30 protein-coding genes are annotated in these 25,859 nt (G+C 67.0%); 5 read left to right on the top strand and 25 right to left on the bottom strand.

Annotated features, from left to right (window positions below):
• Positions 1-61 precede the first annotated feature (61 nt).
• The 11 genes from BCHO_RS05385 to BCHO_RS05335 all read right to left on the bottom strand — a co-directional run bounded on the left by BCHO_RS05385 (position 62) and on the right by BCHO_RS05335 (position 9,586).
• Positions 62-502 (bottom strand): FHA domain-containing protein, encoded by a 441-nt coding sequence (locus BCHO_RS05385; RefSeq protein ID WP_024540416.1) that lies wholly within the window; start codon positions 500-502, stop codon positions 62-64.
• 6 nt (positions 503-508) lie between these two features.
• Entirely contained in the window at positions 509-1,339 is an 831-nt protein-coding gene (locus BCHO_RS05380; RefSeq protein ID WP_051354839.1) for a DUF881 domain-containing protein, read from the bottom strand.
• Positions 1,340-1,480: 141 nt separating this feature from the next.
• Positions 1,481-1,813, bottom strand: coding sequence for a small basic family protein (locus tag BCHO_RS05375; RefSeq protein ID WP_024540418.1), 333 nt, complete (start codon positions 1,811-1,813; stop codon positions 1,481-1,483).
• A gap of 2 nt (positions 1,814-1,815) precedes the next feature.
• A complete protein-coding gene (locus tag BCHO_RS05370; RefSeq protein ID WP_029675298.1) occupies positions 1,816-2,769 on the bottom strand; it encodes a DUF881 domain-containing protein in 954 nt (317 codons plus the stop codon).
• A 25-nt stretch (positions 2,770-2,794) separates the two neighbouring features.
• Positions 2,795-3,436, bottom strand: coding sequence for a CDP-alcohol phosphatidyltransferase family protein (locus BCHO_RS05365; protein WP_024540420.1), 642 nt, complete (start codon positions 3,434-3,436; stop codon positions 2,795-2,797).
• Between the two features lie 12 nt (positions 3,437-3,448).
• Complete coding sequence (gene hisG / locus BCHO_RS05360) at positions 3,449-4,300, bottom strand: ATP phosphoribosyltransferase (protein ID WP_024540421.1); 852 nt, start codon at positions 4,298-4,300, stop codon at positions 3,449-3,451.
• Between the two features lie 56 nt (positions 4,301-4,356).
• Positions 4,357-4,620, bottom strand: coding sequence for a phosphoribosyl-ATP diphosphatase (locus BCHO_RS05355; RefSeq protein WP_024540422.1), 264 nt, complete (start codon positions 4,618-4,620; stop codon positions 4,357-4,359).
• 124 nt (positions 4,621-4,744) lie between these two features.
• A complete protein-coding gene (gene rpe, locus BCHO_RS05350) occupies positions 4,745-5,410 on the bottom strand; it encodes a ribulose-phosphate 3-epimerase (protein WP_024540423.1) in 666 nt (221 codons plus the stop codon).
• Positions 5,411-5,455: 45 nt separating this feature from the next.
• On the bottom strand, positions 5,456-6,412 hold the full coding sequence (gene lgt / locus BCHO_RS05345; RefSeq protein ID WP_024540424.1) for a prolipoprotein diacylglyceryl transferase: 957 nt from the start codon (positions 6,410-6,412) through the stop codon (positions 5,456-5,458).
• Positions 6,413-6,582: 170 nt separating this feature from the next.
• On the bottom strand, positions 6,583-7,455 hold the full coding sequence (trpA, locus tag BCHO_RS05340; RefSeq protein WP_024541307.1) for a tryptophan synthase subunit alpha: 873 nt from the start codon (positions 7,453-7,455) through the stop codon (positions 6,583-6,585).
• Between the two features lie 46 nt (positions 7,456-7,501).
• On the bottom strand, positions 7,502-9,586 hold the full coding sequence (locus tag BCHO_RS05335) for a bifunctional indole-3-glycerol phosphate synthase/tryptophan synthase subunit beta (RefSeq protein ID WP_024541306.1): 2,085 nt from the start codon (positions 9,584-9,586) through the stop codon (positions 7,502-7,504).
• 239 nt (positions 9,587-9,825) lie between these two features.
• On the opposite strand from BCHO_RS05335, the gene BCHO_RS05330 reads away from it, so the two are divergent.
• The 4 genes from BCHO_RS05330 (at position 9,826) to BCHO_RS05320 (ending at position 12,060) form a co-directional block, all read left to right on the top strand.
• On the top strand, positions 9,826-10,140 hold the full coding sequence (locus BCHO_RS05330; RefSeq protein ID WP_024541305.1) for a hypothetical protein: 315 nt from the start codon (positions 9,826-9,828) through the stop codon (positions 10,138-10,140).
• Between the two features lie 148 nt (positions 10,141-10,288).
• Positions 10,289-11,341, top strand: a complete 1,053-nt coding sequence (locus BCHO_RS05325) for an adenosine deaminase (RefSeq protein ID WP_051354911.1) — start codon at positions 10,289-10,291, stop codon at positions 11,339-11,341.
• Positions 11,342-11,466: 125 nt separating this feature from the next.
• Positions 11,467-11,661: a uracil-DNA glycosylase family protein gene (locus tag BCHO_RS09595; RefSeq protein ID WP_232513787.1), complete on the top strand. Its 195-nt coding sequence runs from the start codon at positions 11,467-11,469 to the stop codon at positions 11,659-11,661.
• Between the two features lie 12 nt (positions 11,662-11,673).
• Positions 11,674-12,060, top strand: coding sequence for a uracil-DNA glycosylase family protein (locus BCHO_RS05320; RefSeq protein WP_232513788.1), 387 nt, complete (start codon positions 11,674-11,676; stop codon positions 12,058-12,060).
• A gap of 89 nt (positions 12,061-12,149) precedes the next feature.
• Here BCHO_RS05320 and BCHO_RS05315 read toward each other — a convergent pair whose 3' ends face one another.
• From BCHO_RS05315 to hisF, 3 genes are all read right to left on the bottom strand, one after another.
• A complete protein-coding gene (locus tag BCHO_RS05315; RefSeq protein WP_024541303.1) occupies positions 12,150-13,706 on the bottom strand; it encodes a chorismate-binding protein in 1,557 nt (518 codons plus the stop codon).
• A complete protein-coding gene (gene hisI, locus BCHO_RS05310) occupies positions 13,703-14,119 on the bottom strand; it encodes a phosphoribosyl-AMP cyclohydrolase (RefSeq protein WP_024541302.1) in 417 nt (138 codons plus the stop codon). Before hisI ends, BCHO_RS05315 begins: the two co-directional genes overlap by 4 nt.
• A 72-nt stretch (positions 14,120-14,191) precedes the next feature.
• Entirely contained in the window at positions 14,192-14,962 is a 771-nt protein-coding gene (gene hisF / locus BCHO_RS05305) for an imidazole glycerol phosphate synthase subunit HisF (RefSeq protein ID WP_024541301.1), read from the bottom strand.
• Positions 14,963-15,278: 316 nt separating this feature from the next.
• Here hisF and BCHO_RS05300 point away from each other — a divergent pair, with 316 nt between their 5' ends.
• Positions 15,279-16,304, top strand: a complete 1,026-nt coding sequence (locus BCHO_RS05300) for a helix-turn-helix transcriptional regulator (protein ID WP_024541300.1) — start codon at positions 15,279-15,281, stop codon at positions 16,302-16,304.
• A 25-nt stretch (positions 16,305-16,329) separates the two neighbouring features.
• On the opposite strand, the gene BCHO_RS05295 is transcribed toward BCHO_RS05300, so the two are convergent.
• From BCHO_RS05295 to BCHO_RS05245, 11 genes are all read right to left on the bottom strand, one after another.
• On the bottom strand, positions 16,330-16,944 hold the full coding sequence (locus BCHO_RS05295; protein WP_160271593.1) for a DUF5067 domain-containing protein: 615 nt from the start codon (positions 16,942-16,944) through the stop codon (positions 16,330-16,332).
• Positions 16,945-17,131: 187 nt separating this feature from the next.
• Complete coding sequence (locus tag BCHO_RS05290; RefSeq protein WP_024541298.1) at positions 17,132-17,884, bottom strand: ABC transporter permease; 753 nt, start codon at positions 17,882-17,884, stop codon at positions 17,132-17,134.
• On the bottom strand, positions 17,881-18,606 hold the full coding sequence (locus BCHO_RS05285) for an ABC transporter ATP-binding protein (protein ID WP_024541297.1): 726 nt from the start codon (positions 18,604-18,606) through the stop codon (positions 17,881-17,883). Before BCHO_RS05285 ends, BCHO_RS05290 begins: the two co-directional genes overlap by 4 nt.
• 1 nt (position 18,607) lies before the next feature.
• Positions 18,608-19,177: a TetR/AcrR family transcriptional regulator gene (locus tag BCHO_RS05280; RefSeq protein WP_024541296.1), complete on the bottom strand. Its 570-nt coding sequence runs from the start codon at positions 19,175-19,177 to the stop codon at positions 18,608-18,610.
• A 195-nt stretch (positions 19,178-19,372) separates the two neighbouring features.
• The gene (gene rlmN, locus BCHO_RS05275; RefSeq protein ID WP_024541295.1) at positions 19,373-20,590 is read right to left on the bottom strand and encodes a dual-specificity RNA methyltransferase RlmN; all 1,218 of its coding nucleotides are present in this window, start codon (positions 20,588-20,590) and stop codon (positions 19,373-19,375) included.
• A 60-nt stretch (positions 20,591-20,650) separates the two neighbouring features.
• Complete coding sequence (locus BCHO_RS05270; RefSeq protein ID WP_024541294.1) at positions 20,651-21,619, bottom strand: phosphatidate cytidylyltransferase; 969 nt, start codon at positions 21,617-21,619, stop codon at positions 20,651-20,653.
• 133 nt (positions 21,620-21,752) lie between these two features.
• The gene (gene frr / locus BCHO_RS05265; RefSeq protein WP_024541293.1) at positions 21,753-22,307 is read right to left on the bottom strand and encodes a ribosome recycling factor; all 555 of its coding nucleotides are present in this window, start codon (positions 22,305-22,307) and stop codon (positions 21,753-21,755) included.
• A 54-nt stretch (positions 22,308-22,361) separates the two neighbouring features.
• The gene (gene pyrH / locus BCHO_RS05260; protein WP_024541292.1) at positions 22,362-23,108 is read right to left on the bottom strand and encodes a UMP kinase; all 747 of its coding nucleotides are present in this window, start codon (positions 23,106-23,108) and stop codon (positions 22,362-22,364) included.
• 154 nt (positions 23,109-23,262) lie between these two features.
• The gene (gene tsf, locus BCHO_RS05255; protein ID WP_024541291.1) at positions 23,263-24,123 is read right to left on the bottom strand and encodes a translation elongation factor Ts; all 861 of its coding nucleotides are present in this window, start codon (positions 24,121-24,123) and stop codon (positions 23,263-23,265) included.
• A gap of 81 nt (positions 24,124-24,204) precedes the next feature.
• The gene (gene rpsB / locus BCHO_RS05250; RefSeq protein ID WP_024541290.1) at positions 24,205-25,107 is read right to left on the bottom strand and encodes a 30S ribosomal protein S2; all 903 of its coding nucleotides are present in this window, start codon (positions 25,105-25,107) and stop codon (positions 24,205-24,207) included.
• A 256-nt stretch (positions 25,108-25,363) separates the two neighbouring features.
• The gene (locus BCHO_RS05245) at positions 25,364-25,849 is read right to left on the bottom strand and encodes a peptide deformylase (protein ID WP_024541289.1); all 486 of its coding nucleotides are present in this window, start codon (positions 25,847-25,849) and stop codon (positions 25,364-25,366) included.
• Positions 25,850-25,859: the final 10 nt, after the last annotated feature.

Below are 25,859 nucleotides of genomic sequence, written 5' to 3'. Positions count from 1 at the left end.
GCCTGCCCCGCGGACGCGCCGCGACTTCGTTGCCGGGTCATGGGTCCCTACGTTCGGTCCGTCAGCGTTGACGGACCGCCGAATTCGTGAAGTAGACGAGACGGAACTTGCCGATCATGATCTCGTCGCCGTCCTTGAGCACCGCGCGGTCGACGCGCTGGCGGTTGACGTAGGTGCCGTTGAGGCTGCCGGCGTCCACGACCTCGTACTTGCCGTCGACGCGACGGAACACGGCGTGCGAACGGGACACCGTCGAATCGTCGAGCAGGATGTCGGCGCGCGGATCACGTCCGACCGTCACCTCGTCCTCATCGAGCAGATAGCGTGACCCCGACAGCGCGCCGCGCGTCGCGATGAGCAGCGCGGTGTTGTCGGAGAGCCGCGTGATCGTCTCGAGGTCCTCCTGCGTGAGCGGACGGTCGCCGGAGGTGGTGATGGGGATCTGGATGGCCGGGAGACCGATGATCGTCGTCTCGCCCGCGCCTGGAATCGGTTCTGTCATAACTGCCTATTCTACAATCGTTGCGTACTTGTATTTCATGACCGGCTGCGTCGCGGTGATCTTGACGTCGTCGGAAGTCTCTACCGTCACATTAGCACCATATTTGACGGTGAGCCTCGAGCCTACGCCGCCCGCTATGTTCACGGCGTTCGCGAGGTTGCTCGGATCGCCTATCGCCTTGATGACGTACGGCGTCGCCAACGCCTGCCCGTCGCACACGAGGCCGCTGCTCGTCTCGCTGACGTAGGTGGAGGTGACGACGCGCACGTTGTCGATCTGGATGACCTCGGCGCCTCCGTTGCGCAGCTCCTCGATGAGGTTGAACATCGTGGCCGCGTCAATCGGCGCCTTCTGCGGCCGAGAGATGCGGATGACGACGCCCTTGCCCTGCGCCGGGAGCCTTCCCGACAGGATGCCGCTCGTCTCCTCGTTCTCCTGGGCGATGCGCTGCGCCTGCTCCTCCTTGTCGGCGGCGTCCTCCAACGATTTCAGCTGGTTCGTCAGTTCGCTCTTGCGCTGTTCGAGACGTTCGACCTGCGTGCTCGTCTCGCTGATCAGACGCGTCAGCTCCGTTTCGGTGAGCGTCTCGTAGGTCATGTCCTTATTGTTGATCTGGATGACATAGGCGTAGGCGAGCAGCGCGCACAGCACGGCGATGAGCAGTCCGGTGCCGAAGCGCGCCTTGAGCGATCTCGCGTTCGACGACAGCGCCTTCGGCTTGCGTTTGCGCACGACCGGGAACGCGCCCGTCTTCGTGCGGTCGTTGGCCTTGTCGCGGCTGTGCTGCGAGACGATGCGTCCGGGCAGGCCCGGCTGCGAGCCGTCGTCGCGGCCCACGCGCGGATGCTCGGCCGTCAGCGGCTCGGGCTCCCCCGTTCCATCGCGTCGCGCGTCGCCGTCATGAAGATCGAGGCCGTCGACGCCTCCGTCATGCTCATCCCCGGGCATGTCCGCCCGCCTGTGCTCGTCGTCCATCGCTCACCCCTGGAAGATGTAGCGGCGGATCGCCGAGACGTTCGAGAAGATGCGGATGCCGAGGACGACGATGACGGCGGTCGTCAGCTGGGAGCCGACGCCGAGCTGGTTGCCCAGCAGCACGAGCAGCGTCGCCGTGATGACGTTCGCGAGGAAGGAGATGACGAACACGCGGTCCGAGAAGCTGCGTTCGAAGTACGCGCGCGCGGCGCCGAGCAGCGCGTCGAGCGCGGCGATGACCATGATCGGCAGGTACGGTTGCAGGAACACCGGTATGTCGGGTCGGACGAACAGTCCCACGACCACTCCGATGATGAGTCCAAGCACGGCTGCCATCTTCAGCTCCTCCTCGCATAGGTCAGTTTGCCGACGCTCGCGGCCTCGAGCCGCATCGTGCCCGTCTTGTCGATCTGCGGATACATGCCGGCCTTATGGAAATCACTGTACAGCGTCGGCAGCGTCCTCTCGCCCATCGCCTCGGCCAAAGCGTTGCGATCCCCGATCGCCTGGATGCGGTATGGGCTTTCGATCGGCGTCGTGCCGACGAGGATCGAGTTGCCGGCCGTGCGGATCGACGTCTCGACGCCCAGACGGTTGCCGTTGATCGAGATTGCCTCGGCCCCGGCGCGCCACAGCAGGCACACGAGCAGCTGCAGGTCGGCGTCGGTGACGACGCGCAGCCGGTCGCTCGCGCCGTCACGCGGCAGCGAGCCCTGCGCCGCGTCCGACGAGGCGGCGACCGGGTCGGCGATCGTCATGACGATGCCCTCGCCTTCGACCGGCGTGGCGCCGGCCGCGGCCTCGTTCTCCTCGACGACCTGTTCGATCGGGGATTTCGTCGCCGATTTCGATTGCTCGTCCACCTGTCTGCGCAGATCGGCGATATCCTTGTCGAGCGCGTCGACGTGCGCGTTGTTCGCCACAAGCTGATTCGCGAGTGATTCGCGGACCTGTTTCCTCGGGTCGGTGTTGAGCAGACGGACGAACTGGCAGCCGAAGAAGCCGACAACGATGCAGATGAGGAACACGATGATGCGCGTGCCCCAGTAGACGATCTTCGAATCGGGTTTCGCGACGAGCCGCGAATCGCTGTACAGCTGGTCCATCGGCCGGTTGATGAGGTCGTCGATCAGCTGGAGCGAGTCGTCGCCGCCGCGCCGGCGGCGCGGACGGGCGCGCAGCTTGTCCGGCGACGCCGCATGATGCGATTCGATCGACGCCCATCCGCGGGAGAAGACGGCGCGTCGGCGCACCGGTTCGTGCCCGGGCTCGATCGGCTGGACGGGCGGCATCGGAGACGGGGCGGACAACGCGCACCTACCTGCCGACGTCGCGGCGGCGCTCGGCAGTGCCGGCTCTGCCGGACCGGTGGTCGGCGCGGATGAGCGAAACGCCCTGGCGCAGATAAATCACGCCGGCGACCCAGTACAGACCGATGCCCCAGATCGCGCAGGCGATCGCGCCGTAGTGCAGGATCTCGAGCGGCAGGAACGAGCGGCGGATGTCGGCCACCATCAGCCCGATGATCGAGATGAGCAGCACGGCGGTGCCGGTCTTGCCGACGAAGTGCACCGGCAGCGGCCCGTAGTCGTGCTGGGCGAGGACGAGCGTGAGGATGCCCAGCACGACGTCGCGCGCCGCGACGAGCACGAGCATCCACCACGGCACGACGCCGCAGATCGCCAACGCCAGAATGCTGCAGATAATGAGCAGCCGGTCGGCGATCGGGTCGAGGATCTGGCCGAGCTTGCTCACCTGGTTGAAGTTCCTCGCGATGATGCCGTCCAGCCCGTCCGACGCCGACGAGATGGCGAGGACGACGAGCGCCCACACCATGTCATGCCTCGCGATGAGCCAGGCGATCACCGGGATCGAGATGATGCGCAGCGCGCTGATCAGGTTCGGGATCGTCAGGATCACGTCGCGCGGTTCGGGACTGTACTTTCCGTCAGCGGCCATGGCCACCCACCATCACATGCGGGTGGCCTGGATCGCCGTGACGATGATGCCGCGGGCGCCGACCGCATAGAGCTCGTCCATGAGCTGGTTGACCTTCGCCTTGGGGACCATGACGCGCACGGCCGACCACTGCTTGTCGTGCAGCGGCGAGATCGTCGGGCTTTCGAATCCGGGCGTGATGTCGACGGCGGCCGAGATGCGGTCGACCGGGATGTCGAAGTCCATCAGCACGTAGCGCTTGGCGGTCAGCACGCCCTGCAGGCGGCGCTCGAGGCGCTCGAGGCGCTCGTCGTCCGGCTCGAGGCGCGGCGAGCGGATGAGCACGGCCTCGGAATGCACGATCGGGTCGCCGAAGATGCGCAGGCCGGCGTTGCGCAGCGTCGTGCCGGTGGACACGACGTCGGCGATGAGGTCGGCCACGCCGAGCTGCACCGACGATTCGACGGCGCCGTCGAGGTGGATCGTCTCGGCCTGGATGCCGTGCTCGGTCAGATAGTCGTGCACGAGCTTGTCGAAGGACGTCGCGACGCGCTTGCCGTCGATGTCGGCCAGCTCGCGGATGTCCGAATCCTGCGGCGCCGCGAAGCGGAACGTGGACGCGCCGAAGCCGAGGTCCATGACCTCCTGCGCGTCGGTGCCCGAGTTGAGCAGCAGGTCATGGCCGGTGATGCCGACGTCGATCGTGCCGCGTCCGACATAGACGGCGATGTCCAGCGGGCGAAGATAGAACAGTTCCACGTCGTTGTCCGGGTCCTCGACGACGAGCTGGCGCGGATTGCTCCGCAGGCGGTATCCGGCCTCCTCGAGCATGTTCCAGGCCGGTTCGGACAGCATCCCCTTGTTGGGGACGGCGATGCGTAGCATGGGCTCCTCCAAAAATGATAATGCGCACAGGCCGTCGGCCATGTGTGCGGTGCCGGTCACAGGTTCTTGTAGATGTCGTCGAGCGTGATGCCGCGGTCGATCATCATGACCTGCAGATGGTAGATGAGCTGGCTCATCTCCTCGGCGGTGCGCCCGGCGCCCTCGTATTCGGCGGCGATCCAGGTCTCGCCGGCCTCCTCGATGATCTTCTTGCCGATGAAATGCGTGCCCTTCTCGAGCTCCTGCACGGTGAGCGAGCCCGGCGTCTTCGCGGCGGCCTTCGCGCTCAGTTCCTCGAATAGCGATTCGAACGTCTTCATGATGGTGGTTCCTGTCAGTGTCTGCGCGCGCCTGCGACGGCGCGCATGGTCATGGTCGTGGATCCGGCCGCGCCTTCATGCACGGCGCGGCCGGGAGATGGCGGGGTTTGCGTGCGGGACGCGTTCAGTCGCGGTAGGCGGCGCGTGCGGCGTCGCGGATCTCGTCGATCGCCTTCGCCGGATCGTCGGCGCCGTAGACGGCGGAGCCGGCGACGAGGATGTTCGCGCCGGCCTCGGCGACGATCGGCGCGGTCTTGACGCCGACGCCGCCGTCGACCTGGATGTTCGTCTTCAGGCCGCGGCGCGTGATCTCGTCGCGCAGACGGCGCACCTTGCCCATCTGGTTGGCGAGGAACTTCTGGCCGCCGAATCCGGGCTCGACGGTCATGATGAGGATCGTGTCGAACTCCTCAAGGATGTCGAAGATCGGCTCGACCGGCTCGGCCGGACGCACCGCGAACCACGCCTCGCAGCCCATGTCGTGCAGCTGGCGCGCCAGACGCACCGGCGCGTGGGTCGCGCCCATGTGGAAGGTGACGGAATGCGCACCGCGCTCGGCGTAGCCCGGAGCCCAACGATCCGGGTCGTCGATCATCAGATGGACGTCGACCGGCAGCTTCGCGACCTGGCAGATGCGTTCGACGACGGGTTCGCCGATCGTGAGGTTCGGGACGAAGTGGTGGTCCATGACGTCGACGTGGACGAGGTCGGCGTTCGCGATGCGATCGAGGTCGCGCTCGAGATTGCAGAAGTCCGCGGAAAGGATGCTGGGTGCGATTTTGATATCCATGTCTGCCATTCTAAATAAGGCAAGCGACGAACGCCGGCCGCCCGCTCAGGCGCCCTGCGCCCCGTCGGCCGCCGCCCGGGCGTCGTGGCCGTGGGCGGAGGGCCGGTTCCCGCGGCCTCGTTCCTCGAGTTCGGTGACGGTGCGCAGCTTCTCGGCGAGCAGCGGCGTGGGCTTGCTTGTCCGTTGGATGACGATGAAGGCGACGACGCCGAGGATGAAGACGACGATCGAGACCCAGACGTTGACGCGCAGGCCGAGGAACTCGTGGGAGAAGTCGATGCGCAGCATCTCGATCCAGGTGCGTCCCGCCGTGTACCAGATGACGTAGAGCGCGAACAGCGACCCGGCCTTGAGCGTGCGCACGGTCCTGCGGCCGATCCAGACGATGAGGGCGGCGCCGATGAGGTTCCAGATCATCTCGTACAGGAAGGTCGGGTGGAACAGGGTGCCGGTCGGGCAGGTCGCGCCGTCGTAGCACTGTTCGGCGTTGCCCATCGCGGAGCCCTCGGTGTTGAGCTTGAGGCCCCACGGCAGCGTCGTCGGCTTGCCGTAGAGCTCCTGGTTGAACCAGTTGCCGAGGCGGCCGATGGCCTGCGCGACGAGCAGCGCCGGCGCGATCGCGTCGGCGAGCAGCGCCATCGGATAGTGCCGGTGGCGCACCCAGGCCCAGGCTCCGAGCGCGCCGAGCACGATCGCGCCCCAGATGCCGAGGCCGCCGTTCCAGATGCGGAAGATCTCCACCCAGTCGCCGTTCGGCCCGAAGAAGCGTTCGGGCGTCGTGATGACGTGGTAGAGACGCGCGCCGACGATGCCGCACGGCACCGCCACGAGCGTCGTGTCGAGGATCTGGTCGAAGGTGCCGCCGTAGCGTTTCCAGCGCACGCTCGTGATCCATACGGCGGCGACGATGCCGAGCAGCATCGTCAGCGCGTAGATGTGGATCGTCAGCGAGCCGATGTGGAACTGCGAGACCGTCGGTGAGGGGATGTAGGCAAGGTTCATGGTTCCCGATCGTAGCAACAGGTCCGTCCGTGCCGCCGCATGACGCATGACGCATGACGCATGACGCATGACGCATGACGCATGACGCATGACGCATGACGCATGACGCGCCGCGGCCCCGTGCATGGGGCCGCGGCGCGTCGAGGATCGGCGGTATCGGCGTCAGCGGCTCACCGGCGGCAGCCGTGGATCGCGTCGGCCAGGGCGGCGGTCGTGTTCGCCAGGGCGCTCAGGCCCTGGACGGGGTCGCGCACGTCGCCCTGCTCGTCGAGCAGCGTGTGCACGAGCGCCGAGCCGACGATGACGCCGTCCGCGTACTGGCCGACGGCGGCGCCCTGCGCGGGCGTCGAGACGCCGATGCCGACGCAGACGTTCTCGGCGCCGGCGGCGCGCGTGCGTGCGACGAGCTCGCGCGAGGAGTCGTTGAGCGTCGAACGTTCGCCGGTCACGCCCATGCGGGCGGCCGCGTAGACGAAGCCGCGCGCGTTCTCGGCGACGACGCGCAGGCGTTCGTCGGTCGAGTCCGGGGAGACGAGGAAGATGCGGTCGAGACCATGGCGGTCGGACGCCTCGATCCACTCCCCCGCTTCGTCGGGGATCAGGTCGGGCGTGATCAGGCCGGCGCCGCCGGCGTTCGCGAAGTCGGTCGCGAACCGTTCGACGCCGTAGTGGAAGATCAGGTTCCAGTAGCTCATGACGAGCGGGACGCCGCCGGCGTTCGCGACCGTCTCGACGGCCCTGAACACGTCGGCGATGCGCTCGCCGTTGCGCAGCGCGATCTGGCTGGCCGCCTGGATGACCGGTCCGTCCATGACCGGGTCGGAGTACGGCAGGCCGATCTCGACGATGTCGGTGCCGTTGTCGACCATCGTGCGGAACGCCTCGAGCGACAGGTCCGGGTCGGGGAAGCCGAAGGGCAGATAGCCGATGAAGGCCGGCTTGTCCTGCGCCTTGTAGTCGGCGAACAGCCGGCGGCACGGGCTCGGCCGGTGCGCGATGCCCAGAGGCTGGCCCGACGGCGTGGCCGCCGTCGTCTCGGTCATGTCGGCGATGACCTCGCCGTCGCCGTTGTCGATGATTTCGATCGTCTCACGCATTGTTACCCTGTGCTCCATTCGCTTCGAGTGCCTTGCTCTGCTCGTCGGTCAGATAGCCGAACCATTTGCCCGCGGTGTTCATGTCCTTGTCGCCGCGGCCGGAGATGTTGATGATCATGACCGGGTGCTCGTAGCCCCTCGTCTTGAGGTCGGCCGCCGCCTTGTAGGCGCCGGCGACCGCATGGGAGGACTCGATCGCCGGGATGATGCCCTCGGTCTCGCACAGGTCCTTGAACGCGCTCATCGCCTCACCGTCGGTCGCCCACGAGTAGTTGACGCGGCCGATCTCCTTGAGCCAGGCGTGCTCGGGGCCGACCGACGCGTAGTCGAGGCCCGCCGAGATCGAATAGGTGTCGAGCGTCTGGCCCTCGTCGTTCTCGAGCAGATAGCTCTTCGCGCCCTGGAACATGCCGAGCTCTCCGGTGCCCGGGGCGAAGCGGATAGCGTGGCGTCCCGATTCGGGGCCGTCGCCGCCCGCCTCGTAGCCGTAGAGGTTGACGCGCGGGTCGTCGAGGAAGGCGTTCATGATGCCGATCGCGTTCGAGCCGCCGCCGACGCATGCGCAGATCGCGTCCGGATGGTCGATGCCGTACCAGTCACGCAGCTGCTCCTTCGCCTCCTCGCCGATGACCTTCTGGAAGTCGCGCACCATCTCCGGGAACGGATGCGGGCCGGCGACGGTGCCGAGCAGGTAGTGCGTGTCCCTGACGTTGGTCACCCAGTCGCGCAGCGCCTCGTTGATCGCGTCCTTGAGAATGCGGTCGCCGAGCGTGACCTCGACGACCTCGGCGCCGAGCATGCGCATGCGCGCGACGTTGAGCGCCTGGCGGCGCGCGTCGATCTGGCCCATGTAGATGCGGCATTTGAGGCCGAGCATCGCGCACACGGTGGCCGTCGCGACGCCGTGCTGGCCGGCGCCGGTCTCGGCGATGACGCGCGTCTTGCCCATGCGCTTGACGAGCAGCGCCTGGCCGATCGCGTTGTTGATCTTGTGCGCGCCGGTGTGGTTGAGGTCCTCGCGCTTGAGGAAGACGCGCGCGTCGAGGCCGGTGCGTTCGCGCAGGCGTTCGGCGAAGCGCGGCGCTTCGGTGAGCGGCGACGGGCGTCCCACGTACTGCTTGTTGAGGCGTGCGAGCTCCTTGTGGAACTCCGGGTCGCGCTTGGCGTCCTCGTACACCCGTTCGAGCTCGTCGAGCGCTGTGACGAGCGCCTCGGGGACGTACCGTCCACCGAAGCGTCCGTAATACGGACCGTGATGGGTGCTGAGTGGCTGTGCTTCCGAGGCCTTCACCTTGGCTCCTGCTTTCACTAGACGTTCTACTGCGAGTTCATGGTCGTCGGCCGTGGCCACGCCTTCGCCGACGAGCACGGCGTCCGCGCCGGCGCGCGCGTAGTCCTCGACCTCCGTTTCGCCGAAGACGCCCGATTCCGCCACCTTGATGACGTCGTCGGGCAGGTCGTCGGCGAGCTCCGCGTACCGGCCGACGTCGACGCGCAGATCCTTGAGGTTGCGCGCGTTGATGCCGATGACCTGCGCGCCGGAGGCAATCGCCCGTTCGATCTCCTGACGGGTGTGCGTCTCGACGAGCGCCGTCATGCCGAGCTCATGGGTGAGGGCGAGCAGACGGCCGAGCGTGTCGTCGTCGAGCGCGGCGACGATGAGCAGGATGATGTCCGCGCCGTGCGCGCGCGCCTCCCAGATCTGGTAGTCGGTCGCGATGAAGTCCTTGCGCAGCACGGGGATGTCCACGGCGGCGCGCACGGCGTCCAGATCGTCGAGCGAACCGAGGAAGCGCCGGCCTTCGGTGAGCACCGAGATTGCGCTGGCGCCGCCGCGCGCGTATTCGCAGGCGAGCGAGCCGGGGTCGTCGATGTCGGTCAGATGGCCCTTGGACGGGGACGCGCGTTTGATCTCGGCGATCACCGGTACGCCGTCGTCGCGCCTGAGCCATCGCTTCGCGTCCATCGGGGCCGGAGCCGAGGCCGCCATGGCCTTGAGCTCGTCCAGCGACGTGACACGTGCGCGGTCGCGCTGATCCTCGAGCGCGCCCGCTACCAGTTCATCCAAAACCGACATGCTCCTCCTTGGGAATGCGATGGCGAAGACGGGGCCTTCCCGCCATGGGCCACTCTAACGGATGGCGGATGACGAGCGCATGTCGGCGTCTGAATGGTGGTCGCGTCCGCCGCGACACGCCTAACACGACATCGCCGGCACCGAAAAAGTTTCACTTGAGAGTGGAAAAGCGGCCGCCGGCGGCTCCGGCGGTGGTCTAATGGAACGTAGCCCATACCACATGGCGAAAGGAGCCGATCATGGCAGACATCAAGGAACACTTCGAGGATTTCAAGGACCGCATGGAGGAGCGTCACGAGGAGCATGAGGCGAACCGCGACGAGAAGCGCGCCGAGCGCGCCGAGGAGCACGCCGCCAAGGTGATCGCCAAGGAGGACGAGAAGATCGTCAAGGCCGCCGACGACCCGCAGGCCAAGCTCGAGAAGGTCACCGACAAGGCCGACGACAAGAAGGACAAGGCCGAAGGCAAGGCGGCCGCCGAAGAGGCCAAGGCCACCGAGGAGCAGGTCGAACTCAACGACCGCTTCGGCCGCCAGCTCAACCTCGACGACTGATCGGACACATCCGGTCCACGACGAGAAGGCGGGGCGCGATCGCATCGATCGCGCCCCGCCTTCTCGTATCCGCCGCATCGGACGCCGTGCGGCTCGTCCTACACTGGGAGACAGGGCCGCACACGGCCCACCGATCGGAAGGACGACGATGAACGACACGAACGACACGACCAACGATGACGAGAAGACGGCGCGCGACGCGCTGGCGACGATGCCGAAGGCGGAGCTCCATCTGCATATCGAGGGCACGCTCGAACCCGAACTCGCGTTCGAACTCGCCCGCCGCAACGACGTGCCGTTGCCCTGGGGCACACTCGACGAGCTGCGGGCGCAGTACCGCTTCGAGAACCTGCAGTCCTTCCTCGACCTCTACTACGCGCTGATGAGGACGCTGCGCACGGCCGACGACTTCCGCGACCTCATGCTCGCCTACCTCAGGCGGGCGGCCGCGGACGGCGTCATGCACGCCGAGATCTTCTTCGACCCGCAGGTGCACGCGTTCACCGACCACGTCGCCTACGACGACGTCCTCGACGGTCTGCGCGAAGGCCTGCGGATCGGCGAGAAACGCTACGGCGTCACCGGCGCGCTGATCCTGAGCCTCGTACGCGACATGGACGTCGCCACGGCCGACCGGATCCTCGACATGGCACAGGCGCGCAAAGACGAGATCGTCGGAATCGGCCTCGACTCCGCCGAGGTCGGCTATCCGCCGTCGATGTTCGTCGACCAGTTCGCCCGCGCACGCTCCTTCGGATGGCACGCCGTCGCGCACGCCGGCGAGGAGGGGCCCGCCGACTACATCCGCCAGGCGCTCGACCTGCTGCACGCCGAACGCATCGACCACGGCATCCACGTGCTCGACGACGACGAGCTCGAAGCCCGGCTGATCCGCGACCGGATACCGCTCACCTGCTGCCCGCTGTCCAACCTGCGCCTGCAGGTCGTCGGCTCGATCGACGACCATCCGCTGCCGCGCATGGTGCGCGATGGGCTCGTCTGCACGATCAACTCCGACGATCCCGCCTACTTCGGCGGCTACGCCGCCGCCAACTACGCCGCGCTCGCCGGGGCCGGCATGCCGCCTGACACGCTCGCCGCGCTCGCGGCCAATTCGATCGAGGCGTCCTTCGCCGACGACGCCGACAAGGAGCGCATGCGTGCACGGCTCGCCGACTGGCGCGACGCGCACGGCCTGTGAGGCGGCATGCGCCCCATGGCGCGACTGCCGCATGACGCCTTCGGCGCAAAAGCGGCCGCCGTGCCATGCCTTGCGCTGCGGCGCATGGTAAGCCGGTGGGAAGGACGAACATAAGGAGCGCACCCATGGCAGCAACCATCGAATCCATCACCAGGCAGATCATCGACGACCCGCGCGACGCCGCATTCACCGCGCGCGGCGAGAGGCCGGTGTTCTCGGCGCAGTCGGACGCGGTCATCACGATCGTTGGCCAGTCGCCGAGCCTCGACGCGCAGCGCAGCGGGCTGTGCTGGGACGACCGCAGCGGCGACACGCTGTGAGCATGGCTCGGCGTGGACAGGGAGACCTTCTACGAATCGGGCAAGTTCGCGCTCGTGCCGATGGACTTCTACTACCTCGGCGACAAAGCGGGCGGCAAGGGCGACGAAGGCCCGCGTCCGTGGGTGGCACCGACCTTCCATCCCGAGATCATGAAGCTGCTGCCGCATGTGCGGCTGACGATCCTCGCCGGCTCATACGCGGTGCGCTACTATCTGGGCCAGGATCCGAAGGCACGCCTCGAGGACACGGTCAGGGACTTCGCGCGGTACCTGCCGGAGTACTTCCCGATCGTCCACCCCTCCGGCCGCACCGACATCTGGCGCACCGAGCATCCGTGGTTCGACGAGACGGTGGTCCCGGCGCTGCGCGAGCACGTGCATGCACTGCTCGACGACTGAGGGCCGGCCGGACTCACGCCTGCATGGGCAAAAGGGCCCCGGGACGCCGTATCATCGGCGTCCCGGGGCCTTCGCCGTCGCGGTGCGGATCACACGCGGCGCAGCTGCGCGGCGATCTTGATCGCCTCGACGCTCGCGCCGGCCTTGTTGCGCGTCTCCATCCACTCGTTCTCGGGCACCGAGTCGAGCACGAGGCCGGCCCCCGCCTGGACCGAGGCCTGATGGTCGCGGATGAACGCGGTGCGGATCGCAATCGCCATGTCCATGTTGCCGGAGAAGTCGAAGTATCCGACGGTGCCGCCGTAGATGCCGCGGTCGGCCGGCTCCATCCGGTCGATCAGCTCGACCGCCTTCGGCTTGGGCGCCCCGGAGAGCGTGCCGGCCGGGAACGCCGCCGTGAACACGTCCATGACGCTCATGTCGGGCCTCACGCGGCCGGTGACGGTCGAGCAGATGTGCATGATGTGACTGTAGCGCAGCACGTCCATCAGTGAGACGACCTCGACCGATTCGGGTTCGCACACGCGGCTCAGATCGTTGCGCGCCAGGTCGACGAGCATGATGTGCTCGCTGCGCTCCTTGGGGTCGGCGAGCAGCTCGTCGTGCAGCCGCTCGTCCTCCTCCGGCGTCGCGCCGCGCGGACGGGAGCCTGCGATCGGGAAGCTCATCGCCAGTCCGTCGTCGACCTTGATGAGCGTCTCCGGCGACGAGCCGATGACGTTGAAGTCGCGGCCCTGCGCGTCGGTGAGCGTCATGAAGTACATGTAGGGGCTTGGGTTGAGCGTGCGCAGCACGCGGTAGACGTCGAAGGGGTCGGCCGGCGAGTCGATGTCGAGACGCTGCGAGCCGACGACCTGGAACACGTCGCCGTCGATGATGTGGCGTCGCGAACGCTCCACCATCGCGAGGAAGTCCTCTTTCCTCGTCCGGAACCGCAGTTCGGGCTGCGGAATCGAGGGGTCGAGCACGTCGACGCGGAACTCGTCCTGCGTCGGCGTGGCCGCCCGCACCTGCATGAGCTCCACGCGGGCGACCGCCTCGTCGTAGGCGGCGTCGGCGCGCGTGGGGCGGTCGTCGACGTTCACGGCGTTCGCGATGAGCCACACCGATCCGTTCTTGTGGTCGACGACGGCGATGTCGGTGGCCAACGCGAGCGTCAGCTCGCTCTGACCGGTCTCGTCGGGCGCGTCCGCCGGCAGCGTCGGCTCCCAGTGGCGGATCGCGTCCCAGCCGATGTTGCCGACGAGGCCGCTCGTCAGGTTCGGCAGCCCCTCCACCTTCGGCGAGCGGAGCACGTCGAGCGTCGCGCGCGCCACGTCGATGACGTCGCCTTCGCGCGGCACGCCCGCCGGCACGGTGCCGAGCCAGTCGGCGCGCCCGCCGTTCGAACGCAGCTGCGCCATCGCGTCGACGCCGATGAAGCTGTAGCGGCTCCACGTGCCGCTCGTCTCGGCCGATTCGAGGATGAAGGTGCCGGAACGGTGCCCGGCGAGCCGTTCGTACAGCCCGACCGGCGTCAGCGAATCCGCGAGAATCCTGCGTACGATCGGGATGATGCGGTAGCCTTCGGCCGCCAGTTCGTGGAAGCGCTCACGGCTCGGCCAGGTCTCCCCCCAGCCCAGATCGGACACGCTGTTGACGCTCATGCCTGCTCCTCCTGTCCTTCGGGGCGCATGCCGACGACGGCCGGCAGCGGTCCGCCCTCGTCGAAGCAGCTGCGCTTGCCGGTGTGGCACGCCGCGCCGATCTGATCGACCTCGACGAGCAGCGCGTCGCCGTCGCAGTCGAGGCTCACCGACTTCACGTACTGCACATGGCCGGAGGTGTCCCCCTTGCGCCAGTACTCCTGCCGCGACCTCGACCAGAAGGTCACGCGGCCGCCCGTCAACGTACGGCGCAGCGCCTCGTCGTCCATGTAGCCGACCATGAGCACCTCACGGGTGTCGTACTGCTGGACGACGGCGCATACGAGCCCCTTGTTGTCGTACTTGAGCCGCGCCTTGATGCGCGGGTCGAGCGTCACGGAATTGTCGTAGGTCTTCTCAGCTTCGCTGCCCATCATGCTCCCATAATCATCGTTCGCAACAACAAACCACATCATCATACCCGCGCGATGCGCATCGCGCGCGGATCAGCGCACCGTGTAGCCGGCGACGCGCAGCGCGTCCTTGACCTCGCCGATCGTGACCTTGCCGTAGTGGAAGATCGACGCGGCGAGCACGGCGTCGGCGCCCGCGGCGATCGCCGGCGGGAAGTCGTCGGCCTTGCCGGCGCCGCCCGAGGCGATGATCGGGATCGAGACAACCTCGCGCATCGCGCGGATCATCTCGAGGTCGAAGCCCTGCTGCGTGCCGTCGGCGTCCATCGAGTTGAGCAGGATCTCGCCGGCGCCGAGCTCCTCGGCGCGCCTCGCCCACCACAGCGCGTCGATGCCGGTCGACTTGCGGCCGCCCATCGTCGTGACCTCGAACCCCGACTGCGTATGCTGCTCGCCGCGCTCGCGGCGCGCGTCGACGGACAGGACGAGCACCTGGTTGCCGAATCGTTCGGCGACGCGGGAGATCAGCGTCGGATCGTTGATCGCAGCCGTGTTCACGCCCACCTTGTCGGCGCCGCAGCGCAGCAGCGAATCAACGTCCTCGGGCGTGCGTACGCCGCCGCCGACGGTCAGCGGGATGAAGATCTGCTCGGCCGTGCGCGTGACGACGTCGATCATCGTCTGGCGATGCGAGCTCGACGCGGTCACATCAAGGAAGGTCAGCTCGTCGGCGCCCTGACGGTAGTATTCGGCGGCGAGCTCGACCGGGTCGCCCGCATCGCGCAGGTTCTCGAAGTGGACGCCTTTGACGACGCGTCCGGCGTCGACGTCGAGACATGGGATAACACGGACCGCCAACGGCATGGTCGCACCTCTTTCGAATCGTTGCTGACTCAACACGGAACGCCACCAGCGTACCGATTCCCTGTTACAACGCGCCGCACGCGCCGCCCACGCGACCGCATGCCGAAACGGCCGGGCCTGCATCCCCGAGCCGTTCCGGGACGCGAAATCGTTGGAACCGCGCGGATGCAACCGCAGGTTGCCGCGGAAGTCGACGGTTGCATCCGCCGATGCAACCGAAAGGTGGTAGCGCGGCTTTCGCATACCGGGCATAGTTGGTGCCATGGAGCCGACGACGGTAGCGTCGATACGGCCACGGTCAGGAAAGGACACGGACATGACCTTCAGGGACAATCTGCAGTACCTGCGCGCCCAACGCAACATGACGCAGGAGCAGCTCGCGATGCTGCTCGGCGTCTCGAGACAGGCGATCAGCAAATGGGAGGGCGACAAGGCCTATCCGGAGATGGACAAGCTGCTGATGATGTGCGACCTGTTCGGCGTGACGCTCGACGATCTCGTCATCGGCGACGTGCGCGACGGACGCGCCGAGACCGCAGCGGCCGACGACACCGGGGACGAACGCCCAAAAGCGCCCGTCGGCGCCGGCGCGACGATGCTCGCCGAGCCGTCCGCGCTGCCGCAGGACATCACCGGCTATGACGAGCACATGCGTTCCTTCGACCGCAAGATCTGCGCCGGCGTCTTCGCCGTCATCTTCGGCGTCGGCGTCGGCCTGCTGTTCGACGGCGACAACAGCGTGCCGGTGTCGGCCTCGATCGGCGAATTCCTCGTGTTCCTGTGCATCTCGATCGGCGTGCTCGTCGCGCTCGCGTTCTTCGTGCCCGCGGGTCTGGGCCACGCCGAGTTCATGCGCCGCCATCCCTTCGTCGAGGACTTCTACACCGGCGAGGACCGCCGTCAGGCGGCGCACACGCTCGCGGTCAGCCTCATCTTCGGCGTCGGCCTGATCCTCATCGCCTGCGGCTTCATGGTCTACGCCGACGGCGTCATGCACATGGACGAGGGATGGCCGGTCGCACTGTTCATGATGATCGTCGCCGGCGGCGTGGCCGCATGCACGTACGGTGGCATGAACTACGCGCGCGTGAACGTCGAGGAGTACAACAAGGCGGCGATCCGCGAGGAGCGCAGCCGCAGCATGGACACGGTCGAGGGCGTCAACGGCGCGATCTGCGGCACGATCATGATCGTCGCGACGATTGTGGGCCTTTCGATGCTGTTCTTCTTCGACGGCGGCCCCAAAGGCATGTTCTGGATGTCGTGGGTCATCGGCGGCCTGCTGTGCGCAATCGCGTCGATCGTCACGAACGCGATCGCCGAACGCCGCGACCGGCGCTGAACGGCGCGCGCCGGCATGGCGTGCGTCAGCGCATCTCGAGCGCGATCTCGCTGCCGAAGGTGTTCGGTGTGCCGTCCGTCACCTGCAGCAGCACCGGCGCCGCCGCGTCGAGGAGCACATAGGCGAGCTGGATCGATGTTTTCGTGCCGGGAAGCACCTTGCGGAAGCGTGACGCGTCCTCGAAACCAGCCGGCCTCTCTTCGCCGTAGGCGGCCTGTTCGAGCACGATGCCGTGCTGCGAGACAGTGAAGGTCGGCACCAGCCCTGTCGTGTACGCCGTCGTGTTCTCCCATTCGACGGTGAGCAGCACCGTCGCGCGGCCCTGCGCGTCGTCCGTCGCGTGCACCGCCGTGACCGATTCGATCGTCGGCCGCTTCGTCGTCGCACTCGTCTGAGTCGAGGCCTCCTCGACCTCCCCGTCGCCGGCCGCGCCGCGCACATCGATTGTCTCCGCGGGCGCGGCCTGCAGTACGGGAGGCGCACTCATCGCCTTCGCCTGCCATCCGCCGAGGAAGCCCAGCGCGAGCACGAGCGCCGCGCCGCCGCCGAGCGCCGCCATGCCGGCTCCGGCCTTCCTCCCCCGTCGCCGACGCGCGCGGCCGCCCGCCGCCGGCGACCTTCTCGCGTGCGCTCCACCCATACGATGCTCGTTTCTCGTCATGCCTGCACGGGGCATGCGGCCCGGCCGCGCACCCCGATTATGTCCATGGGCATTGTAGCGGGGTGCACGTTGAAGGCGCCGTCGACGGTCTCACTGTAAGACGCCTTCAACGAATCTTCACATCGACCCCTGTGACCACGCCGCCGACAGGGCATCTCCGCCGCCTTCAGCGCTCCCGCCTGCGCCACGCGAAGACAGCGACGGCCGCCGCCATGCACACGAGCGCATACAGGCACACGATCCACAGATGCGGCCAGATCCGACCGTCGGCGCCGCCGAGCGCCGCGACGACCGCCTGCGTCGCATGATAGAACGGCAACGCCTGCACGATACGGCGGAACGTCTCCCCCATGATCGCCAACGGCACGGTGACTCCCGACAGGATGAAGGCCAGCGTCGTGAGCATCGCCCCGCACACGCCGCCGACCGCGCGATCGCTCATCACACAGCCGCACAGCAGCCCAATCGCCGTATACATGAGCGCGACCGGCAGCACGACCACGACGCCCAGCAGCAGACGCGCAGAGACATGCCAGCCGAACAGGCCCGCGCACAGGAACGTGACAAGCGACTGCGCAAGCGAGACGACGAGCATCGGCACCGTATAGCCGAACATGAAATCCGCCGACGTCATCGGCGAGACGAACAACCTCGCCAGGAAGCTCGACGTACGGTCCTTCGCCAGCAGCATCCCCGAGAACAACGACAGGAACACCGGCGCATAGGCCGCGATCGACGCCGTCAGATCGCCGATCGACATGGCACGCGCGCCGGGCATCTGACCGACCTGACGGTAGATGACCGACAACGCCCACAGCAGCAGCGCCGGGAAGGCCATGCCGAAGAACAGGTTCACCGAATCGCGCAGCACCTCCTTGACCGTACGCACTGAGAACAGCCACACCCTGCGCGCGCTCATCGTGCACCTCCCGCCAACGCGACGAACGCGTCCTCCAACGTGGACGCGCCCGTCTTCTCCTTGAGCTGCTCGACGGTGCCGGTTGCGACGACACTGCCGGCGACCATGATCGCGACCATGTCCGCAAGCGTCTCGACCTCCTCGAGGTAATGCGTCGTCAGCAGCATCGTCGTGCTGCCCTTGAGCGACGCGATGACCTTCCACAGCTCCCGGCGCGCGAACACGTCGAGACCGACCGTCGGCTCGTCGAGGAACAGGATCTTCGGCGACGTGATGAGCCCCATCGCGATGCTCAGACGCCGGCGCATGCCTCCCGACAGCGCCGACGCGCGCCGCGAGGCTACGTCGGCGAGCGAGAACACGTCGATGACGTGGCGCGCGCTCGCGACGGCCTTCGCATGCGGCTGCCCGTAGATGCCGGCGATGAGCTCGAGGTTCTCCCGGACCGTAAGGTTCTGCGCGACGGCCGTCTCCTGCGGCGCGACGTTGATGCGCTCGCGGATCCATGCGCCGTCCTTGAGGATCGACTTGCCGAGCAGGTAGGCGTCGCCGCTCGTCGGGCGCGTCAGCCCGGTGAGCATCGAGATCGTCGTCGTCTTGCCGGCGCCGTTGGCGCCGAGCAGCGCGAAGAGACTCCCCTCGGCGACGGTGATGTTCTCATGGTCGACGGCGACGAGGTCGCCGTACCGTTTCGTCAGATCGACGGTGCGTATCGCATCCATCTCATGCTTCCTTTCCGGATTCGAGGTCCGCCTTGAGAGCCCGGTAGACCTGCGACGTGGAGCGTTCGACAAAGTCGGCATCCCAGTCGAGGTAGCGTGTGGCGATCATCGTGGCGAGGCCGTGCACATACACCCACAGCTGCGTGTGGAATTCGAGGGCCCGTGCCTCGGTGACGCCGAGCTGGCGGGCGACGATCGCCACGATCGGCTCGACGTCACGTTCGGCCTGCCTCATCTCCTCGTCGGTACGCGGACGCATGAACAGCATCGCGAACAGCTGCGGCTCGCGTCTGGCGAAGTCGACGTAGGCGAGGCCGCTCGACAGATATGGACGGTCGGTGCCGCGCTCCATCGCGTCGGCGACGAAGGCGTTGTACGTCTCGTTCGCTCGCCGCCAGACGGCGTGCTGCACCTCTTCCATACCGGCGAAGCGGCTGAAGATCGGACGCACCGAGCAACCGAGGCGTGCGGCGAGCGAACGCGCGGACAGCGCATCCTCCCCGTCCTCACGCACGATTGCGAAGGCGGATTCGACAATCTGCTCGCGTGTGTATTGCTGTGCGCGCGGCATCGCGGCCTCCCTCCCCGCGCGTACTTCAACGCGCGGAACATAATGTAACAGGTGTTACGTAACAGTTGTTACATTACTTAGCGTCCCTCTTCGGCGCAAGTTCCGGCGATTGCGCAGGGCCGATTTCGGCCGCCGACACGATGAAGGCCCGCCCATCCGTTCGTGGATGGGCGGGCCTTCGCGGCCTGCGGGCGCTCAGGAACGCTGCGGCATCGTCATGTCGATCGTCTTGGCGGCGAGCTGTCCGCAGGCGCCGTCGATGTCTTGGCCGCGCGTGTCGCGCAGCGTCGCGGTGATGCCGGCGTCATGCAGGATCTCAAGGAACCTCGCCTCGTCCTCGGGTTTCGACGCCGTCCATTTCGACCCCTCGATCGGGTTGAGCGGGATCGGGTTGACATGCGCCCAGTTGTCGCCGTAGTGGTTGAGCTTGTTCGCGAGCTGGCGCGCGTGCACCTCCTGGTCGTTGATGCCGCGCATCAGCGCGTATTCGATGCTCACGCGCCGCTTGCTCGCCAGATAGTAGTCATGCGCGGCGTCGAGGACCTGATCGACGTTGAAGCGCCTGTTCATCGGCACGAGCTCGTCGCGCAGATCGTCGTTCGGCGCGTGCAGCGACACGGCGAGGCGCACCGGCAGCCCCTCCTGCGCGAGGCGGCGGATGCCGGGAACGACGCCGACGGTCGAGACCGTGATGTTGCGCGTCGAGATGCCGAAGCCGTCGGGCGGCATCGCGCCGATCTGACGCACCGCGGAGACGATGGCGCGATAGTTGCCCATCGGCTCGCCCATGCCCATGAACACGACGTTGCTCAGACGCCCCGGACCTCCCGCGACCTCGCCGCGCGCCATCATGCCGGCGGCGATGCGCACCTGTTCGAGGATCTCGCCGGTGGACATGTTGCGCGTCAGCCCCAGCTGGCCGGTCGCACAGAACGGGCAGCCCATGCCGCAGCCGACCTGCGACGAGATGCACAGCGTCGTGCGGTTGGGATACCGCATGAGCACCGATTCGATCTTCGAGCCGTCGAACAGGTTCCACAGCGTCTTGATTGTCTGCCCGTCGTCGGCCACCTGACGTGTCACCTCGTCGATCAGTGTCGGGAAGAACGCCTCCTGAACCGGTTCGCGCAGCGCCGCCGGCAGATCGGTGAAATCGGCGGCGTCGGCGTCGAAACGGCCGTAGTAGTGGTTGGCGAGCTGCTTGACGCGGAACCTCGGCATGCCGAGCTCCTTCGCGCGCTCCTCGCGTTCGTCGACGGTCATGTCGGCGAAATGCAGCGGCGGCTTGCCCCGTCGAGCGTGGTCCTTCGCGAGCACGTCGCGGAACGCCCCGGTGGTGCCGCCGGGCGTGATGCCGCTGTCCGCGTCGTCATGCGGATGCGCGGCGGGGCGGAAGGTGTCGTTGGAGTTCATGATGGAATCGGCTTTCCTCGGGGAATCGTGATGGTTCGGACGGTGCGCGGCGCTCAGACGTCACAGACCGGTCATCCACAGCAGCACGCAGATGAACGGCGCGCACAGCAGGATGGAGTCGACGCGGTCGAGGATGCCGCCGTGCCCCTTGAGCAGGTGACCCATGTCCTTGATGCCCAGATCACGTTTGATCAGCGACGCGCACAGGTCGCCGAAAGTGCCGACGACGCCGATCATGACGCCGGCGACGATCGGCACCCACCAGCGCGACGCCCACATCGGCGCCTCGTAGGTGCACGCGAAGACGGCGAAACAGCCGGCCATCGCGAACAGGATCGAGCCGAGCAGACCTTCGACCGATTTCTTTGGCGAGATCGTCGGACACAGCTTGTGCCGGCCGAACCACGCGCCGGCGAACAGACCGCCGGTGTCGCTCAGCGCCGGCATGAACACGATGAGGATCGCATGGGCGACCGGATGCCCGTTGAAGGTGAGCGGCATGATGATGCACGAAGCGAGCAGCGGAATGTAGAGCACGGTGAACATCGAGACGGCCACCTGCGTCAGGCGGCTGTGCGGCTCGTCGGCGCGCGGCTGCGCCTGTGCAGGCGTCGCGGTCGTTGCCTTGCCGGCGACGACCTTCGATGTGCGCCCGTTGAGCGTGATCTGCAGGCTCGCCGTGACGGCGACGACGAGCAGCGACGCCAGCACGCCGACGGCCATCGCCACGACATGGCGGTCGCAGAAGTAGACGGAGAGCAGCGTCGCCGTCGAGCAGATCCAGAGCGTGAGCACAGGGATGCGCAGGCCGCGCGTCGCGAAGTCCACGCGCAGCTCCCACAGCGCGGGGAGCATGAAGACGACGACGAGGAGCGCGAACAGCATCGGACTGATGAACAGGCACGCGAGGATGATCACGATGAGAACAACGGCAGTGGCGACGGCCTGCGGCATGTTCCTGCCGGTCCTCTTGTTGATCTGCTGAAGCTTCTCTTCGGCCTCACGGGATTGCTGCATATGCGGCATCATGGCCCTCCTTCGGGAACATGCGCGACGACGTGCACCGGCGGGGTCCGCCCGGTGCACAACAAGGATGCGCCTGCGCGCCGGGCGTCGCTTGAAGCCGTGGCGGTCGCGCGCAGGCGCATCGTCTCAGGGAGGATCAGACCTCCATGATCTCCTTCTGCTTGCCTTCGAGCAGGGCGTCGAGTTCATCGGTGATCTGCTTGGTGACCTTGTCGAGATCCTTGAGCAGACGATCGCCCTCGTCCTCGCCCATCTCGCCGTCCTTGACGGCCTTGTCGATCGCTTCCTTCGTCTTGCGACGGATGTTGCGCACGGCGACCTTGCCGTCCTCGGCCTTCGTCTTGGCGAGCTTGACGTATTCCTTGCGGCGGTCCTCAGTGAGCTCCGGCATCGTCAGCAGGATCTGCGCGCCGTTGCGGCGCGGGCTCGCGCCGAGGTCGGAGTCGCGCAGCGCCTTCTCGACGGCGTTCGCCTGCGACGGGTCGAAGGGCGTCACGGACAGCGTGCGCGGCTCCGGCACGCCGATCGTGGCAACCGACTTGAGCGGCGTCGGCGCGCCGTAGTATTCGACGACGATGCCGTTGAGCAGCGCCGGGTTGGCGCGGCCGGTGCGGATGCCGGAGAAGTTCTCCTTCGTCGATTCGACGGACTTCGCCATCTGCGCCTTGGCCTGATCCACAAGATTTGCCATGTTTGTTCTCCTTTGATGAAACCTGTTGTCGGCGTCGTGGGCGTCACACGGCGTTCATGCCAGCTGCGACTCCCCGTTGGACACCAGCGTACCAATCGACTCGCCGAGCAACGCGCGGGTGACGTCGCCGGGCGCCTCGAGCCCGAACACGCGGATGTGCTGGTCGTTGTCACGCGCCATCGCCATCGCCGAGGCGTCCATAACCGCGAGGTTGTCGACGAGCGCGCGCTTGTAGCTCAGGCGCGCGAAGCGCTTTGCGTCCGGGTCCTTGCGCGGGTCGGAGGTGTAGACGCCGTCGACGCCGTTCTTACCCATGAGCACCTCATCGCAGTGAATCTCGAGCGAACGCTGGATCGAGACAGTGTCGGTCGAGAAGTATGGCATGCCGGCGCCGGCGCCGAAGATGACGACGCGGCCTTTCTCGAGGTGGCGGATCGCCTTGAGCGGGATGTACGGCTCGGCGACCTGCCCCATCGTGATCGCCGTCTGCACGCGCGTCGCCTGACCTTCCTGCTCGAGGAAGTCCTGCAGCGCGAGGCAGTTCATGACGGTGCCGAGCATACCCATATAGTCACCGCGGGAACGATCGATGCCCGCCTGCTGCAGTTCGGCGCCGCGGAAGAAGTTGCCCCCACCGGTGACGATCGCCACCTGCACGCCGGCTTCGACGGCCGGCACGATCTCGGAGGCGATGCGCCGCACGACACCGGTGTCGATGCCGACGCTGCCGCCGCCGAAGGCCTCCCCCGAGAGCTTGAGCAACACCCTGCGCGGTTCGGATTGCGTCGTTTCCTCTGCCATATCATGCCTTCCTCGTCGATGGATCGCAAAATACCGTCTTTTAGAGTATCGGTGCCGTTCGACACCGCGGCGGGGAGGCATATGAACGCGGATGGGGCCGCGCACCCTCACGGCGCGCGGCCCCATCCGCGTTCATCATCGATGCGCGGTCGCGTCAGTCGACGTCGGCCTCCGGGCCCTTGCCGACCTCGAGGCGGGCGAAGGCGAGAGCCTGACCGCCGACCTCCTTGAACAGGTCGCCGATCGTCTTCGACGGTTCCTTGACGTAGGCCTGCTCGAGCAGCACGTTCTCCTTGAAGAACGCGTTGAGGCGGCCTTCGACGATCTTCGGGACGATCTTCTCCGGCTTGCCCTCGGCGAGCGACTTCTCGGTGGCGACGCGGCGTTCGCTCTCGACGACGTCCTCCGGGACGTCCTCGCGGGTGAGCCAGCGGGCGCCCATCGCGGAGATCTGCAGCGCGGCCTCATGGGCCACGGCGGCGCCGGCCTCGTCGGTCGCAATCATCGCGACGATGCTCGGCGGCATCTCGGCGGACTTCTTATGGGCGTAGATCTCAACGCGCGGGCCGGTGATCTTCGCGAACTGGCCGACCTTGACGTGCTCGCCGAACAGCGCGGCCGCCTCCTCGATGTCGGTCTTCACGTCGCCGTCGGCGGACGGCGCGTTGAGGACGTCGTCGATGCTGTTCGCGTCGGCCTTGACGGCGTCGGCGAGGACGGTGTTCGAGAAGTCGACGAACTTCGGGGTCTTCGCGACGAAGTCGGTCTCCGAGTTGAGCTCGACGGCGTAGCCGGTCTGGCCGTTCGCGGAATCGACGACGGTCGACGCGATCGTGCCTTCCTGGGCCTTGCGGCCCTCACGCTTGCCGGCGGCCTGAATGCCCTTGGCGCGGATGATTTCCTTCGCGCGTGCGACGTCGCCTTCGGCCTCGGTGAGCGCCTTCTTGACGTCCATCATGCCGGCGCCGGTCTCCTCGCGGACCTGCTTGATCAATGCTGCGGTGATTGCTGCCATTGATGTCTCCTTGGTTGAATTGAAAAGAAAAAGTGTATGGAGGCAGGCGGATGGCGGCGGGTCGCCGCCATCCGCTCGGGATCACTTGGCCTCGGTGTCCTGCTCGGCCTGCGCGGCCTCGAAGTGGGCGTCCGAACGGGCGGCCTCGGAGGAGGCGCCTTCGGCCTCGTCGTCCTTGAGCACGGCGCTCTCGGTGACGACTGCGTTCTCACGGTCGGTGTTCTCGAGCAGTTCCTTCTCCCAGGCGGCCATCGGCTGCTCGGTGGAGGTGCCTTCGCTCTGTGCGCTCTTTCCGGAACGCTCGAGCAGGCCTTCGGCGACGGCGTCAGCGAAGAGCGTCGTCAGCAGCTCGATGCCGCGGATCGCGTCGTCGTTCGCCGGGATCGGGTACTCGACGGTCTCCGGATCGGCGTTGGTGTCGACGATCGCGACGACCGGGATGCCGAGCTTGTGGGCTTCCTCGACCGCGAGGGCCTCCTTGTTGACGTCCACGACGAACATCGCGGAAGGCGTGCGGTTCATGTTGCGGATGCCGCCGAGCTGCTTCTCCAGCTTGTCCTTCTCGCGCTCGAGGAGCAGGAGCTCCTTCTTCGTCAGGCCGGAGCCATGCACGTCGGAGAAGTCCATCTCCTCGAGTTCCTTGAGGCGCGTGACGCGCTTGGAGACGGTCTGGAAGTTGGTCAGCATGCCGCCGAGCCAACGCTCGGAGACGTACGGCATGTTCACGCGGGTGGCCTGGGTCTTGATGGCCTCCTGAGCCTGCTTCTTCGTGCCGACGAACAGCACCGTGCCGTTGTGCGCGACGGTCGTCTTGATGAAGTCGTAGGCGACGTCGATCAGGTCGAGCGTCTTGAACAGGTTGATGATGTAGATGCCGTTGCGCTCCGTGAGGATGTACTGCTTCATCTTCGGGTTCCAACGGCGGGTCTGGTGTCCGAACTGGAGACCGGCCTTGAGCATCTCGCTCATCGTGATCTGAGCCATGGTATCGCTACCTTTCTTGTCGGTTATTGCCTGGCCATGCGGCATTGCGTGCAATCTCGCCCCGGGGGCTCGACCGACCGACACAAGCCGTCGCTCGCATGGCGCGTTGTCATGGTGCGCCGGTTGGGGATGTTCGGTGGCGTCCCATGCGCGCGACTGCACGGGGCGCCGGTTGGCACATCGCTGACGAATATAGCATGCGCCCCTCCCAGAATCAATGGTTCCGCGAGGGGCGCACACGGGTCGCTTCGAACGGTCAGGAGTTCAGGCTGCGCATGCGGCGCATCGCGGCGCGGCGCTCGTCCTTCTCGAGCCGATCGATGTAGACGTGGCCGTCGAGATGGTCGGTCTCGTGCTGGAGCATGCGCCCCATGATGCCGTCGCCTTCGAGGACGACCTCGTTGCCGTCGAGGTCGATGCCGCGCACGCGCGCATAGTCGGCGCGGCGCGTCTTGTACCACAGGCCGGGCAGCGACAGGCAACCCTCGTCGCCGTACTGTTCGCCGCGCGTCTCCTCGAGCACCGGGTTAAGCACGTAGCCGACGGTGCCGTCGATGTTGTAGGAGAAGGCACGCAGCCCCACGCCGATCTGGTTGGCGGACAGCCCGGCGCGTCCAGGGTCGTCGACGGTGTCGAGCAGGTCCTCGACGAGGCGCCGCACCGCCGGCGTGATCTCGGTGATCGGATCGCACGGCGTGCGCAGGACCGGATCGGGTACGACTCGTATTTCACGGATTGCCACTGTTGCTCCT

The sequence above is a fragment of the Bifidobacterium choerinum genome (assembly GCF_000741135.1).
Lineage (GTDB): Bacteria > Actinomycetota > Actinomycetes > Actinomycetales > Bifidobacteriaceae > Bifidobacterium > Bifidobacterium choerinum.
The sequence above is the reverse complement of the archived record's forward strand: the minus strand, read 5'-3'. Positions and strand labels throughout refer to the sequence as shown.

Excerpts from the sequence above, each read along its gene's own strand:
- BCHO_RS05355 (WP_024540422.1), bottom strand. The coding sequence starts at position 4,620 with ATGAAGACGTTCGAATCGCTATTCGAGGAACTGAGCGCGAAGGCCGCC.
- lgt (WP_024540424.1), bottom strand. The coding sequence starts at position 6,412 with ATGAACCTTGCCTACATCCCCTCACCGACGGTCTCGCAGTTCCACATC.
- hisG (WP_024540421.1), bottom strand. The coding sequence starts at position 4,300 with ATGCTACGCATCGCCGTCCCCAACAAGGGGATGCTGTCCGAACCGGCC.
- BCHO_RS05270 (WP_024541294.1), bottom strand. The coding sequence starts at position 21,619 with ATGATGCCGCATATGCAGCAATCCCGTGAGGCCGAAGAGAAGCTTCAG.
- hisF (WP_024541301.1), bottom strand. The coding sequence starts at position 14,962 with ATGCCGTTGGCGGTCCGTGTTATCCCATGTCTCGACGTCGACGCCGGA.
- BCHO_RS05335 (WP_024541306.1), bottom strand. The coding sequence starts at position 9,586 with ATGTCGGTTTTGGATGAACTGGTAGCGGGCGCGCTCGAGGATCAGCGC.
- BCHO_RS05325 (WP_051354911.1), top strand. The coding sequence starts at position 10,289 with ATGAACGACACGAACGACACGACCAACGATGACGAGAAGACGGCGCGC.
- BCHO_RS05330 (WP_024541305.1), top strand. The coding sequence starts at position 9,826 with ATGGCAGACATCAAGGAACACTTCGAGGATTTCAAGGACCGCATGGAG.
- rlmN (WP_024541295.1), bottom strand. The coding sequence starts at position 20,590 with ATGAACTCCAACGACACCTTCCGCCCCGCCGCGCATCCGCATGACGAC.
- tsf (WP_024541291.1), bottom strand. The coding sequence starts at position 24,123 with ATGGCAGCAATCACCGCAGCATTGATCAAGCAGGTCCGCGAGGAGACC.
- BCHO_RS05385 (WP_024540416.1), bottom strand. The coding sequence starts at position 502 with ATGACAGAACCGATTCCAGGCGCGGGCGAGACGACGATCATCGGTCTC.
- BCHO_RS05315 (WP_024541303.1), bottom strand. The coding sequence starts at position 13,706 with ATGAGCGTCAACAGCGTGTCCGATCTGGGCTGGGGGGAGACCTGGCCG.
- BCHO_RS05365 (WP_024540420.1), bottom strand. The coding sequence starts at position 3,436 with ATGGCCGCTGACGGAAAGTACAGTCCCGAACCGCGCGACGTGATCCTG.
- BCHO_RS05370 (WP_029675298.1), bottom strand. The coding sequence starts at position 2,769 with ATGCCGCCCGTCCAGCCGATCGAGCCCGGGCACGAACCGGTGCGCCGA.
- rpe (WP_024540423.1), bottom strand. The coding sequence starts at position 5,410 with ATGGATATCAAAATCGCACCCAGCATCCTTTCCGCGGACTTCTGCAAT.
- BCHO_RS05295 (WP_160271593.1), bottom strand. The coding sequence starts at position 16,944 with ATGGGTGGAGCGCACGCGAGAAGGTCGCCGGCGGCGGGCGGCCGCGCG.
- rpsB (WP_024541290.1), bottom strand. The coding sequence starts at position 25,107 with ATGGCTCAGATCACGATGAGCGAGATGCTCAAGGCCGGTCTCCAGTTC.
- BCHO_RS05375 (WP_024540418.1), bottom strand. The coding sequence starts at position 1,813 with ATGGCAGCCGTGCTTGGACTCATCATCGGAGTGGTCGTGGGACTGTTC.
- BCHO_RS05290 (WP_024541298.1), bottom strand. The coding sequence starts at position 17,884 with ATGAGCGCGCGCAGGGTGTGGCTGTTCTCAGTGCGTACGGTCAAGGAG.
- trpA (WP_024541307.1), bottom strand. The coding sequence starts at position 7,455 with ATGACCGAGACGACGGCGGCCACGCCGTCGGGCCAGCCTCTGGGCATC.
- BCHO_RS05285 (WP_024541297.1), bottom strand. The coding sequence starts at position 18,606 with ATGGATGCGATACGCACCGTCGATCTGACGAAACGGTACGGCGACCTC.
- BCHO_RS09595 (WP_232513787.1), top strand. The coding sequence starts at position 11,467 with ATGGCAGCAACCATCGAATCCATCACCAGGCAGATCATCGACGACCCG.
- hisI (WP_024541302.1), bottom strand. The coding sequence starts at position 14,119 with ATGGGCAGCGAAGCTGAGAAGACCTACGACAATTCCGTGACGCTCGAC.
- frr (WP_024541293.1), bottom strand. The coding sequence starts at position 22,307 with ATGGCAAATCTTGTGGATCAGGCCAAGGCGCAGATGGCGAAGTCCGTC.
- pyrH (WP_024541292.1), bottom strand. The coding sequence starts at position 23,108 with ATGGCAGAGGAAACGACGCAATCCGAACCGCGCAGGGTGTTGCTCAAG.
- BCHO_RS05300 (WP_024541300.1), top strand. The coding sequence starts at position 15,279 with ATGACCTTCAGGGACAATCTGCAGTACCTGCGCGCCCAACGCAACATG.
- BCHO_RS05280 (WP_024541296.1), bottom strand. The coding sequence starts at position 19,177 with ATGCCGCGCGCACAGCAATACACACGCGAGCAGATTGTCGAATCCGCC.